Source organism: Pseudomonas sp. NFACC05-1, assembly GCF_900100135.1.
Taxonomy (GTDB): Bacteria; Pseudomonadota; Gammaproteobacteria; order Pseudomonadales; family Pseudomonadaceae; genus Aquipseudomonas; species Aquipseudomonas fluorescens_Q.
The window spans coordinates 78465-91928 of record NZ_FMTR01000019.1 but is presented as its reverse complement, the minus strand read 5'-3'; the positions used below and the strand labels follow the sequence as shown (position 1 = coordinate 91928).

The window sequence follows — 13464 nt, the reverse complement described above, 5'->3', positions numbered from 1 at the left end:
CTAATGTTCAAACCTATCTGGAAAGCGCTCGCTTGCACATTGGCCCTGAGCGCGATGAGCACGGCCATGGCGGCAGATCCGGTGGTGATCAAGTTCTCCCATGTGGTCGCCGAGCAAACACCAAAAGGCCAAGGCGCACTGTTGTTCAAGAAACTGGTGGAAGAACGGTTGCCAGGCAAAGTGAAGGTCGAGGTCTACCCCAATTCTTCGTTGTTCGGCGATGGTAAGGAGATGGAAGCCTTGCTGCTGGGCGACGTGCAGATGATTGCGCCATCGCTGGCCAAGTTCGAGCAATACACCAAGACCGTACAGCTGTTTGACTTGCCGTTCCTGTTCGATGACATCTCCGCCGTGGACCGTTTCCAGTTGAGCCCTGAAGGCCAGAAACTGCTCAAATCCATGGAAAGCAAGAACATCACCGGCCTGGCTTATTGGCACAACGGCATGAAGCAGCTGTCGGCGAACAAACCCCTGCGTGAACCCAAGGATGCTCGCGGCCTGAAGTTCCGGGTACAGGCGTCAGCGGTGCTGGAAGAACAATTCAAGGCGGTGAACGCCAACCCGCGCAAGATGAGTTTCGCCGAGGTGTACCAAGGCTTGCAGACCGGTGTGGTCAACGGTGCGGAAAATCCGTACTCCAACATCTACAGCCAGAAAATGCATGAAGTGCAGAAGTACATCACCGAGTCCAACCACGGTTTGCTCGACTACATGCTGATCACTAACACCAAGTTCTGGAACGGCCTGCCACCGGACATTCGCACGGAACTGGACAAGATCCTGGTAGAAGTCACCGCCCATGTGAACAAAGAGGCGGCACAGCTCAACGAGCACGACAAACAACGCATCCTCGACGCCAAGACCACCGAGATCATCACCCTGACGCCAGAAGAACGTGGCGAATGGCGCGACAAGATGAAACCGGTGTGGAAGAAGTTCGAAGGCGATATCGGCGCTGACCTGATCAAAGCAGCCGAAGCGTCCAATAAAGCCCAGTGATTGGTTGGCCGGTGTCGCCACCCTGGCGGCACCGGCCTGTCGTCCCTCCAACAGGAGATGTCGTCCATGAACGCCCTTCGGCGCATCTGGGAACACTTCGAGGAAGGTTTCATCGCCTTTCTCCTGGCCGCCATGACGCTCGTAACGTTCGTCTACGTGGTACTCAACAACCTCTATGCGGTTTTCTACAGCCTCGGCGATCATTGGCCAGCCGCCAGCGAACCGATGTTCGCCATCGGCGACAACATCATGGGTATGGCCCAGGCCATGACCTGGAGCACATCACTGACCAAGGCGCTGTTTGGCTGGCTGATTTTCTTTGGCCTGTCGTACGGCGTGCGCACGGCCGGGCACATCGGCGTCGATGCGCTGGTGAAACTGGCGAGCAAACCGGTGCAGCGTTTCATCGGCGTCATCGCTTGCCTGTGCTGCCTTGGCTATGCCGGGTTGCTGGCGGTGGCGAGTTTCGAATGGATCAACACGTTGATGATTGCCCAGATCGGCGCCGAGGATCTCGGCCATTTCGGCATCATGCAGTGGCATATCGGGTTGATCGTACCGGTCGGTTTTGCCCTGGTGTTTATCCGTTTCGCGGAAATTCTCGTGCGAATCCTGCGCAATCGCCAGACCGGCCTGGGGCTGGCCGATGAAGCGGCCGAAGCCATCAAATTGACCGAACATGAGGAAGACAAGCCATGACCATTGCCTTCCTGTTCATAGCACTGTTCGTGCTGATGTTCATCGGCGTGCCCATCGCCATATCGCTGGGTTTGGCCGGTTCGTTGACCATCATTTTCTTCAGTCCCGACTCGGTGCGTTCCCTGGCGATCAAGCTGTTCGAAACCTCCGAGCACTACACGCTGCTGGCGATTCCGTTCTTCCTGCTGGCCGGGGCGTTCATGACCACTGGCGGTGTGGCGCGGCGGCTGATCGACTTTGCCAACGCCTGCGTCGGGCATATCCGTGGCGGCCTGGCGATTGCGGCGGTGCTGGCTTGCATGCTGTTTGCGGCGTTGTCGGGCTCAAGTCCCGCGACAGTGGCGGCGGTCGGCTCCATTGCCATTGCCGGGATGGTGCGCTCGGGTTATCCACAGGCGTTTGGCGCAGGCATCGTCTGCAACGCCGGGACCCTGGGCATCCTGATTCCGCCCTCGATCGTGATGGTGGTGTATGCCGCGGCGACCGAAACCTCGGTGGGCAAGCTGTTCATGGCCGGTGTGATTCCCGGCTTGCTGTTGGGTTTTTTCCTGATGGTGGCGATCTACATCGTCGCGGTGAAGAAAAACCTCCCAGCCCTGCCCCGGGCGACGTTCCGTGAGTGGTTGACCACCGCGCGCAAGGCCATCTGGGGCCTGCTGCTGATGTTCATCATCCTCGGCGGGATTTACTCCGGGATGTTCACCCCCACCGAAGCAGCGGCAGTGGCGGCGGTGTATTCGGCGTTTATCGCGTTGTTCGTCTACAAGGACCTCACGTTCCGTGAGACGCCGAAAGTGCTGCTGGAGTCGGCCAAGCTGAGCATCATGCTGATGTTCATCATCGCCAACGCCATGCTCTTCGCCCATGTGCTGACCACCGAGCAACTGCCGCAGCAAATCACGGCATGGGTGATCGATGCCGGGTTGACGCCGGTGACCTTCCTGCTGGTGGTGAACATCGTGCTGCTGATTGCCGGCGCGTTCATGGAGCCCTCGGCGATCATCCTGATCCTGGCGCCGATCCTGTTCCCCATCGCCATGAAACTGGGCATCGACCCGATCCACCTGGGCATCATCATGGTGGTGAACCTGGAGATCGGCCTGATCACACCACCGGTGGGGTTGAACCTGTTCGTCACCTCGGCGGTGACCGGCATGTCCCTGCCCGCCACCATCCGCGCGGCCATGCCGTGGTTGATGATTCTGCTGGCGTTCCTGGTGCTGATTACCTATGTGCCGTGGATCTCGCTGGTGCTACCGAACTGGTTGGGAATGAGTTAAACCCGATAAACACACTCCGTGACGGGCACGGGACAACTTGTTCGTCACAGAGGGATAGGGCCGACCTGTCGGCCCTGTGCCTTCGGACACTGAAAGGGACGCCTCGCAATGCTAAAACCTATGTGGAAAGCGCTCGCCTGCACCCTGGCTTTCGGGGCGTGGGGCATGGTCATGGCGACTGAGCCGATCGTCATCAAATTCTCCCACGTCGTCGGCGAACAAACGCCCAAGGGCCAGGGCGCGTTGATGTTCAAGAAGCTCGTGGATGAACGGCTGGCGGGCAAGGTGAAGGTGGAGGTGTACCCCAACTCCACGCTGTATGGCGATGACAAGGAGTTGGAAGCCTTGCTCCTCGGGGAAGTGCAGATCATTGCGCGGTCGTTGGCCAAATTCGATCAGTACACCAAGTCGGTACAGTTGTTCGACTTGCCCTTCCTGTTCAACGACATCGCCGCCGTGGACCGTTTTCAGCGCAGCCCCGAGGGCCAGAAGCTGCTCAAGTCCATGGAAAGCAAGAACATCACCGGCCTGGCCTATTGGCATAACGGCATGAAGCAGCTATCGGCCAACAAGCCGTTGCGCACACCCGAGGACGCCCGCGACCTGACGTTCCGGATCCAGACCTCCGCAGTGCTGGAGGAACAGTTCAAGGCGGTGGATGCCAAGGCTAAACCGATGATTTTCTCAGTGGTGTACCAGGGTTTGCGCACCGGTTTGGTCAACGGCACGGAAAACACCTATTCGAACTTCTACAACCAGAAACTCAATGAAGTGCAGAAATATGTCACCGAGTCCAACCACGGCATACTCGACTACATGTTGATCACCACCTCGGACTTCTGGAAAGGCCTGCCACCGGATATCCGCAGCGAACTGGACAAGATCGTGGTTGAGTCCACCGCCTATGCCAACCAAGAAGCGGAGCGGTTCAACCAACAGGACAAGCAGCATGTGCTGGACGCCAAGACCACCGAGGTCATTACCCTCACACCAGAGCAGCGCAATGCCTGGCGCGAAAAAATGAAGCCGGTATGGGCCAAGTTCGAACAGGAGATCGGGCCCGATCTGATCAAGGCGGCGCAGGCGTCCAACAAGGCCCAGTGATGTAACAAGGCGGGGGATAACTTGAAGCCCCTGGCTGAACACTTCTGTTGTGGCGAGGGAGCTTGCTCCCGCTGGGGCGCGAAGCACCCCCAAAACCTGATACCGCGGTGTGTCAGGCAAACATTTGGGGGCTGCTGCGCAGCCCAGCGGGAGCAAGCTCCCTCGCCACAGGGTTACCACAACGCCTCCCTGTCCCCAGCAACCCGGCACATTGCGTTATGATCCCCCGCCTCTCCCTGAACAGAGCTTTTACCCGCGAATGCTGCCATCCACTTCTGATATCACCACCCTGCCCGCCGTCCTGGTCGGCCCACTGTTGCGACGGCTGGAGCCCACGCGGCTGGTGATGTGGCTGGTGGGCACGCGAGCATTGGCGATGACGTTGCGCGTGGCCGGCGTGGGTGATCTTGCACTGGATGCGACACGCTGCACCGTGGTGCCGGTGGGACAGCGGGCGTTTGTGCACTTGATCGATGTACGGCTCGCCAGCCCCCTGCCCCGGGACGTGACGATTGACTACGACTTGCTGGTGGACGGCGCGCCCATCGCCGAATGGGCGCCGCACCTGCTGTATGACGGCGCACAGTGCCCGAATTTCATACTGCATTCGCGCATCGAGCAACTGGTCCACGGCTCTTGCCGCAAACCCCATTACCCAGCCAACGACGGCCTGCTCTGCGTCGACCGGCTGTTGGCGCAAGCCCCTGACCAACGCCCGGCATTGCTGATGATGAGCGGCGACCAGGTCTATGCCGACGACGTCGCCGGGCCCATGTTGCGGGCGATTCATGCGCTGATCGAATGCCTGGGGTTGTTCGAGGAATGCCTGGAAGGTGCCGTGGTGGAGGACAGCGCCAAGCTCTATCGGCACCCGGCCAGTTATTACCATCGTGCCGATTTGTTGCCGGCACTGGAGAGTAACGAAACCCTGCGCGAGCGATTTTTCGGCGGGGCCCGCAAGCCGATTTTCACCAGCAGCAGTGCCGACAATCACCTGGTGACCTTCGCCGAGGTCATGGCGATGTACCTGCTAGTGTGGTCGCCCGTGCCTTGGACGCTGATCACCGTGCAGCCGCCCGAACTGACCGTCGAACGGCGCCAGCGCTACGACCTGGAACAGCAGCGCATCGATGCGTTCAAGACCGGGCTGGGCGGCGTGGCGCGAGTGTTTGCGCACCTGTCGTGCCTGATGATTTTCGACGACCACGACATTACCGATGACTGGAACCTGTCTGCGCAGTGGGAGGAAACGGCCTACGGCCATCCGTTCTCCAAACGCATCATCGGCAATGCGTTGATCGCCTACATGCTCTGCCAGGGCTGGGGTAACAACCCCGATGCCTTCGCTGACGTGCTCCCGCAAACCCTGGCCCTGAGCGACACCGCCCGAGACCGTTACCTCGACAGCGAACCCCAGGACCAACTGATCGACACTCTGCTGGGTTTCCAGCAATGGCATTACGTGCTGCCGAGTACCCCGGCCCTGGTGGTGCTTGACACCCGCACCCGCCGCTGGCGCAGCGAGAACAACCTCAAGCAACCTTCCGGCCTGCTGGATTGGGAAGCCCTGAGCGAGTTGCAGCAGGAGTTGTTGGATCACCCGTCGGCGATTATCGTCTCACCGGCGCCGATCTTCGGTGTGAAGCTGATCGAGACCGTGCAGCGGGTGTTCAGTTGGTGCGGTTATCCACTGCTGGTGGATGCGGAAAACTGGATGGCCCATCGCGGCGCTGCCCAGGTGATCCTGAACATTTTCCGCCACTCACGTACGCCCGGTAATTACGTGGTGCTGTCCGGGGACGTGCACTATTGCTTCGTATACGAAGTGTTGATCCCGCACCGCAAGGGCGGCCCGCGCATCTGGCAGATCACCAGCAGCGGCATCAAGAATGAATTTCCCCCTGCGCTGCTGGAATGGTTCGATCGCCTGAACCGCTGGCTCTACTCGCCACGCTCGCCCCTGAACTGGTTCACCAAGCGCCGCAGCATGCGCATCGTCCCCCACACCCCGGAACACGCCGAAGCGGGCGAACGGTTGTGGAACAGCGCCGGCATTGGCCAGGTGTTCTTCAATGAACAGGGCCAGCCCGCGCAGATCTACCAGCACAATGCCAACGGCCAACCGCCGACGCGGATGCTGCCCCCAAAATCACCACCGACCTGAAAGCGCTGGCACCGCCAGCACCTACGCAAGCTGACAATTCGCTATCGCGAGCAAGCTCGCTCCCACAGGGAAGTGGCAGTCAGAACACCAATTGCAGCGACTGCTGACCTTCAAGGCTCAGCAGGAACTGTTTGGCCGCCAGGCCACCAGCGAAGCCGGTAAGGCTGCCGGAGCTGCCGATGACCCGGTGGCACGGGGCGATGATCGAGATGGGGTTGCGGCCATTGGCGGCGCCGACCGCCCGGACCGCCGTGGGTTGCCCCACCTGGATGGCGATGTCGCGGTAGCTGCGGGTTTCGCCAAAGGGGATGGTCAACAGGGCTTGCCAGACCCGGATCTGGAAATCAGTGCCCGCGAAGTCCAGCTCCAGCTCGAAACGACGGCGCTGGCCAGCGAAGTATTCCAGCAACTGACGCTCGGTTTCCTTGAGGACCGGATGCTGGGTGTCCTCCTCCAAAGGCCCCAGGCGCACCCGATTGAGCCGCTCGTTTTCCCAGAGGATGGCCGCCAGCCGTGTCTGCCGGGCGACGAGGATCAGTTGGCCGACAGGGGATTGGATGGTTTTGTACAGAGGCAACATCGAGGGATTCCTTGTCAAAGCCTTTGTGGCGAGGGAGCTTGCTCCCGCTGGGTTGCGAAGCGACCCTACACGTGGCACCGCGGTGTGTCAGATTATCAGTTGGGGCTGCTTCGCAGCCCAGCGGGAGCAAGCTCCCTCGCCACGGGGATCTCACCGACCGCAATATCTTACTCAGCCCAACAACCCCAACGCCTTCGCCCGCGCCACTGCTTGGGTGCGACGCTCCACACCGAGCTTGCTGTTGATATGGCTGGCGTGGGTCTTGACCGTGTGCAGCGAGATGAACAATTGCTCGCTGATCTCTTGGTTCGAACAGCCTTGGGCAATCAGTTGCAACACCGCCCGCTCGCGACTGCTGAGGGTTTCGACCGGCGCCGCCGGGTCGGCAGGCTGGGCCACCGTCGAGGGCAGGCGTTCGAGCAGATGCTCACGCAAGGTACTGGGCGGTGCCTGCAGCAGTTGTTCGCGCAACCATTCACGGTGCTCACCGAACAACCACTCGAAGGGCTGCAACACCCCGCCGCTGGCAGCTTCGAAAGCCTGGGCCAGGGTGCGACGGGCTTCGGCTTCACGCCCGATGCTCAGCAGCAAGGCGACTTTCTGGTTGAGCGCCATCACGCTGAGCATCTGCCGGCCACTTTGCTGACCGTGTTCAAGCAAGGCATCGAGTCGTCCTTGCGCGAGTATCGGTTGGCCCCGGATGGACTCCAGCACCGCCTGTTGCAACTCGACATGCAGCGGCAGTTGCGGGTGGAATTCCGGTGGCGCGGCGGCCCGTTCGCCCGTGTAGGTCTGGCCCAGCCGGGCCAGCCAGGCTTCGGCCAGGTCGGTACGACCCTGGGCCAACCAGAGTTCGCACTTGACCAGGGTGATCATCGCCAGATAGTAGATCGGCGGAACGTCCCAGATGTGCATCAGGCGCTCGGCTTCCGCCAGTTCGGCGAAGGCCCGGGCGAACTCGCCGCTGTAGCCTTCGATACGCGCGATCACGCAATGGCCGATCAGCACGCTGATGTCGCGGCAGGCGCGGGCTTCGGTGAGGCCCGCCTGCAGGCGCGCAAGGCCGGCCTGAGGCTGCATGCGCAAGGTCAGCAAAAAACCTTCGTACATGATCAAGCGCGCCCGCACCGCATAAAGCCGCTGGGGCGACAGCTTGTGCAAACGTTGCAGGCCCTGGTGCACTTCATCCAGCGCCCGCAGGATCTCTCCCCGCGCCTGCAGGACCCGGGCACGATCATAATGGGCCAGGGCCTCGAACAGTGGATTTCCGACCCGTTGCGCCAGCTCCAGGGAGTCGCGGTTCAGGTTCCGGGCGCGCCACAGGTCGCCGTCGGCAATCGCCAGGTTCGACAGTGTGGACAGGCACATCAGGCGCTGGCCGTAGCGTTTTTGCGGCAGGCTCTCCAAAGCTTCGCTGCAATACCGCACGGTGGTCTCGCGATCCCCCCGGCCACGGGCGATGATCCCGCTCAGGGCCAGCCATTGGGCGAGCATGGATTTTTGCGCAGTGGCCGAGGGGGCCGGCAGGAAACGACTCAAGTGCGCCGCCAGCTCTTCGGCAGCGTCCAACTGGCAGGCCAGCCCCAACGCCCAGCTGTAGAGCACGATCAGCCGCGGGGTGCTGATGAGCAGGCTGTCGGGCAAGTCCATTTTCCAGCGCAGCAACATGCCGACGTTCTGCTCGGCCAGCAGTTGCTCCTCCGAGAGGTTCTGCACCAGGTTCGCCGCCACGTCCAGGTGCCCGGCCCGCAGCGCCTGCTCCACGGCTTCGTCGATCAGGCCCTGGGCGTTGAACCAACGGCAGGCCCGCAGGTGCAGGGTCGCGGCCGGGACCATGGCCGGTGCGCTGGGGCGACTGCGCAGCAGGTCGGAAAACAGGTGGTGATATCGATACCAATGGCCGTGCTCGTCCAGCGGTACCAGGAACACCTGGTGGGCCGCCAGGTAACGCAGGATTTCGGCGCTGTCATGGGCCTCGCGCACGGCGTCGCACAGTTCGCTGCAAAAGCGTTCCTGAGGGGCCGTGTCGTAGAGAAATGCCTGCACCTCGGCGGGCAGGCAGTCGATGACCTCTTCAAGCAGATAATCGCGAATCAGCCCTTCGCCGCCGTGCAAGGCCTGGGGCAGCAGGCCTTCGGTACCGGCTTCGGAGGCGGCCAGCAACCAGAAACGCAGCCCGGCCACCCAACCTTCACTGCGCTGGATAAGATTTTCCAGCGCCTCACCGCGCAACGAACTGCTGTGATGCTGGAGCAGGGTCAAGGCTTCTTCATGGGTCAGGCGCAGGTCCTGCTCATTGAGTTCGAGCAGTTGCCGCGACAGGCGCAGGCGCGCCAAATGCCAGTCTGGGCGCTGGCGGCTGGTGACGAGGACCAACAATCCGTCGGGCAGGTGATTGAGGAAAAACTGCAGGCAGCGATCCAGCACCGGGCTTTGGGCCAGGTGGTAATCGTCGAGCACCAGCAGCAAGGGCTCGTGGGGCGATAAGTGCGTGGACAGTTCGTCCAGCAAGCCGTCGAGCCATTCTTCGAAGGCAAAGGGTTGATGACGTTGGCGCATTTTCAGCAACCCCAGCGCCCGACCGCCCAGTTGCGGGAAAAAGGCCTGGAGCCCTTCGAGCAACCGTTCAAGGAAGCGGCCTGGATCGTTGTCCCGGGCACTGAGCCCCAGCCAGAGGCTTTGCCAATGGGCCGGCAGGCTCTGGCAGAACTCCACCGCCAGGGAGCTTTTACCGAACCCCGCCGGGGCACTGACCAACAGCAACCTGCCTCCGAGCCCTGCGCTCAAACGCTCGCACAACCGCGGCCGCATAACATGGCCGTCGGGCAAGGGCGGGCGGTAGAAACGCCCGTCCTGTACCGCGATGGCTGCGCGGGCAGAATCCGGAAGTGAAGACAAATCAGTCATGGCCGGCTCTTGTAGGAATGCGGGTGGCGGCGTTGCAGATGTCCGCAGACTAGCGGTAAACGAGGAGGTATTGAAGGGAGTGCTACAAATGGCTACAAAAAGACTACAAGCCGACCGACTTGAAAAAATTCAGGCAGCCACCGCTCTTGTGGCGAGGGAGCTTGCTCCCGCTGGGTTGCGAAGCAACCCGCAAGGCAGCGACTGCGTTGTACCTGACAGAATGAGAAGGCTGGTTTGGGGCTGCTGCGCAGCCCAGCGGGAGCAAGCTCCCTCGCCACAGGGTTTTGTGTTGACTGATCGAACAAAAAACAACGCCCCGAACCAGTCGGGGCGTTGTTTCGAGGATGCGGCCTCGGATGCAGCGGTTTAGCGGATGCCGTCCTGACGCAGGGCGTTCGGGGTGAAATCGGCGGTGGTGGCGGTGAAGCCGAAGTCGTAGGCCGATTTCTCTTCGTTCTTCATGCCCAGTGCCAGGTAGCGGCCGGACTGCAGGTCGTAGAGGGTTTCCAAGGCGTACCACGGCACTTGCTTGTCGTAGTAGTTCTCGGCATGGGCCTCGGCCACGCGCCACAGTTGGCCACGGCCGTCGTAATGGTCGATTACCGCCGCTTGCCAGGTGTCTTCATCGATGAAGAAGTCACGCTTGGCATAGATGTGGCGCTGGCCTTCCTTCAGCGTCGCGGTCACGTGCCAGACACGACGCAGCTCGTAGCGGGCCAGGTCCTGATTGATGTGGCCGGCCTTGAGGATGTCGGCGTACTTGAGTTGCGGCGAATCGATCTTGTAGCTGTTGGAGGCGATGTACAGCTCTTTCTTGCCTTCCAGCTTCCAGTCGTAGCGATCCGGCGCGCCGTTGTACATGTCCAGGTTGTCGGAGGTACGCAGGCCGTCGGCGGCGGTACCCGGGCCGTCGTAGGACACTTGCGGGGCACGGCGCACACGGCGCTGACCAGCGTTGTAGACCCATGCCGAACGCGGTTCCTTAACCTGGTCGAGGGTTTCGTGCACCAACAGCACACCACCGGCCAGGCGCGCCGGCGCGGTCACTTGCTGCTTGAAGTAGAACAGGATGTTGCCAGGGTTGGCCGGATCGAAATCCTTCATCTTGTCGCGGAACACGAACTGGTCGCGGAAGTACACCAGGCTGTACGAACCGTTGGGCTGCGGGGTGGCCTGGGTGACCAGGCGCGTTACGCTGCCACCACGATAGCGGGTGATGTGGTTCCAGATGACTTCCACGCCGCTCTGGGGAATCGGGAACGGCACAGCCGTCTCGAAGTTTTCCAGGCCGTTACCGCCGGAAACCAGCTTGGTGTTGACCGCGTTTTTCTTGATGGAGGCGAACACCGCGTCCGGCACGGTGGCACCGCGATGGGTCGGGTAGACCGGCATCTTGAAGGTTTCCGGGTAACGCTTGAACATCGCGTACTGACCCGGCGCGAGCTTGTCCTTGTACTGGTCGACGTTCTGCGCGGTGATGGTGAACAGCGGTTTTTCACTGGCGTATGGGTCGGCGAGGAAGCCCTTGCTGTCCACGGAACCGGCATTCTTGGCCATGGGTTTCCAGGCCGAGATCGAGCCGTCGGCATTGCCGGCCATCTCGGCACCCATCGGCGTCAGGCTCTTGCCCAGTTTATCGGCCTCGGCCGCGGGCACTGCCGCCATGACGCTGGCGGCCAGCAGGGAGAGCCCCAGAACACCGGCCTGCAACAGATTCTTTGTTATTTTCATAGTGTGTCGTCCTGAAATACGGTGCTTAGAAGGTCACGCCGACGCTGAGCGCCAGGAAGTCGCGATCGTCTACGGTGCTGAAGTCGCCACCAAAGAAGTTGGTGTAGGCCAGGCTGGCGTTGTAGGTGTTCTGGTACTCGGCATCGAGCCCGAGGCTGACGGCTTTGCGGCCTTCCTCGAAGTTGCCGCCAGGGCCTGGCGAGTAGCCTTTGACGTCATGGGACCAGGCCACGTTGGGCTTGAGGTTCACGCCAGCGAACACGTCCGGGTATTCCCAGATGGCGCGAGCGCGGTAGCCCCAGGAGGTGGAGGTGGTGAAGCCGTCGTTGTTGCAGTTGCTGTTCACGTCGTTGATGGTCTGGCCGCCGCCTGTGGCGGTAGAGCTGTTGAGCGCGTTACAGGCTCCGCTGGGCAGTTGACCCGGACCAAAGACAGGGTCACGACCGTAGCGAACATCCGACTTGCTTTCCAAGCCTCCAACATGAGTCACGCCGACTTCACCTACCAATGTGAGGCGACTGGCGCCCATGACCTGATCCAAGAAGTGAGTGAAGGTGGTCTGGAACTGAGTGACTTCCTTGCGGCGATAACCATGCAGATCCTGGCCTGGCACTCCCTGGAGCAGCGACGCATTGCCCAACACAGGACCACCGATCGGGCGAACGCCGGCGAACAAGATATCGGTGGTGCTCAACTGCACCGGCGCGTTCGGCCGATAGCTGATCTCACCGCTCCACGCCGTACCGGTTGGCAGGGTGGTGGAGAAACTCAAGCCGTAGAGACGGATATCTTCCGGATATTCGACGAAATATTGGGAATTACCCGCGACGATCAGTGGCGCCAGCGGCGAGCCAGTGACCGCGTCGTAGACTGACTGAGGCGCGCCGGTGGCACTGAAGATCGGCGCACGGCTGTGGTAGTTCATGAAGTACGCACCGAACTCGGTGTCCAGCGGCTCGAACATGTACTTCAACGACGCGCCCCACTGGCCGCTGTCGCGAGCATCACGGTCCGGGCCACGCCGTACCAGCACGCCTTCTTCGTTGATATCGACACCCTGGCCTTCCAATATCGGAAGAAGGACCCCCGGGAACGGAATGCTTGAACGCTTGTTCAACACCCGCAGGTTATCGGTACACCCATCGGCAATCACATCCGGCTGGGAGAAGAACGTACCGCAGTTATCCACCACGGTCTGGTCCCATTCAATCTGGTAGAACGCCTCGGCCGACAGGTTGTCGGTCAGGCTCTGGGACACGTAGAACATGTTGACCGGGATCAGGCCTTCCTTGATCTCGGCGCCAGGACGACGGAACGCGGACACGTCGACCGGGTTGATGGAGTTGATGCCGCCCTGGATGAACGTGCTTTCACCCCAACTGACCACCTGCTTGCCCAGGCGCACGGAGCCTGGCTGATCGGCAATGGCATAGTTGTGGTAGACGAACGCATCGAGGATCTGCCCGCCGGAGGACTTGGCGCCTTCCTTGCGGTTGCTGTCGCTGATGTCCTTGTACAGGCGGTGTTCGTCCTTGAGTTCGAAGTCGTACCAGTACTTGCCGCGCACGAACACACCGGTATCGCCGTACTTCAGTTCCAGGTCATGGATACCCTTGAAGATCTTCGAGAAGGTTTCCCCTCGCTTGAAATTCAAGTGGCCGTCATCGGAGGTCTGCGACAAACCCTTGCCGCCATTGTTGACACCGATCAGGTCCTTGTTGGCGTTGGCCGTGGACCAGCTCGCGCCGACCGACAGGGACGAGTCGAACTGGCCTTCGATTTCACCGATGTTGAAACTGACGCCGAATGCTGGCCCGGCGAGCGAAGAGGCGAGACTGACCGCCAGAGGCAGTTTTGCCCGGCGCCAGAACGTGGTTGCTGAGGTCATCGACGCTACTCCATGTGCATTATTGTTATGGCAGTGGACATTTCAAGAACACCTCGATGGCTGGGAGCGGCAGCGTCCCGACATCCGTCGAAGTCGCATCGCCCTTTCGTGC

9 protein-coding genes are annotated in these 13464 nt (G+C 61.1%); 5 read left to right on the top strand and 4 right to left on the bottom strand.

Annotation, left to right across the window (positions count from 1 at the left end; genetic code table 11):
* The first annotated feature begins 3 nt into the window (after positions 1-3).
* The 5 genes from dctP to BLO97_RS23100 all read left to right on the top strand — a co-directional run bounded on the left by dctP (position 4) and on the right by BLO97_RS23100 (position 6246).
* The gene (dctP, locus tag BLO97_RS23120) at positions 4-999 is read left to right on the top strand and encodes a C4-dicarboxylate TRAP substrate-binding protein DctP (protein WP_014336661.1); all 996 of its coding nucleotides are present in this window, start codon (positions 4-6) and stop codon (positions 997-999) included.
* A 66-nt stretch (positions 1000-1065) separates the two neighbouring features.
* A complete protein-coding gene (locus tag BLO97_RS23115; protein WP_092149000.1) occupies positions 1066-1698 on the top strand; it encodes a TRAP transporter small permease in 633 nt (210 codons plus the stop codon).
* Positions 1695-2978, top strand: coding sequence for a C4-dicarboxylate TRAP transporter large permease protein DctM (dctM, locus tag BLO97_RS23110; RefSeq protein ID WP_092348352.1), 1284 nt, complete (start codon positions 1695-1697; stop codon positions 2976-2978). Before BLO97_RS23115 ends, dctM begins: the two co-directional genes overlap by 4 nt.
* Before the next feature lie 108 nt (positions 2979-3086).
* Entirely contained in the window at positions 3087-4082 is a 996-nt protein-coding gene (locus tag BLO97_RS23105) for a TRAP transporter substrate-binding protein (protein ID WP_092149004.1), read from the top strand.
* Between the two features lie 259 nt (positions 4083-4341).
* A complete protein-coding gene (locus tag BLO97_RS23100) occupies positions 4342-6246 on the top strand; it encodes an alkaline phosphatase D family protein (protein WP_092348351.1) in 1905 nt (634 codons plus the stop codon).
* Between the two features lie 79 nt (positions 6247-6325).
* Here BLO97_RS23100 and BLO97_RS23095 read toward each other — a convergent pair whose 3' ends face one another.
* The 4 genes from BLO97_RS23095 to BLO97_RS23080 form a co-directional block, all read right to left on the bottom strand.
* Complete coding sequence (locus BLO97_RS23095; RefSeq protein ID WP_063322893.1) at positions 6326-6826, bottom strand: methylated-DNA--[protein]-cysteine S-methyltransferase; 501 nt, start codon at positions 6824-6826, stop codon at positions 6326-6328.
* A 171-nt stretch (positions 6827-6997) separates the two neighbouring features.
* Entirely contained in the window at positions 6998-9733 is a 2736-nt protein-coding gene (locus BLO97_RS23090; protein ID WP_092149008.1) for a winged helix-turn-helix domain-containing protein, read from the bottom strand.
* 366 nt (positions 9734-10099) lie between these two features.
* Entirely contained in the window at positions 10100-11464 is a 1365-nt protein-coding gene (locus BLO97_RS23085) for a DUF1329 domain-containing protein (protein WP_063322895.1), read from the bottom strand.
* Positions 11465-11489: 25 nt separating this feature from the next.
* Complete coding sequence (locus tag BLO97_RS23080) at positions 11490-13352, bottom strand: DUF1302 domain-containing protein (RefSeq protein WP_072346956.1); 1863 nt, start codon at positions 13350-13352, stop codon at positions 11490-11492.
* Positions 13353-13464 lie beyond the last annotated feature (112 nt).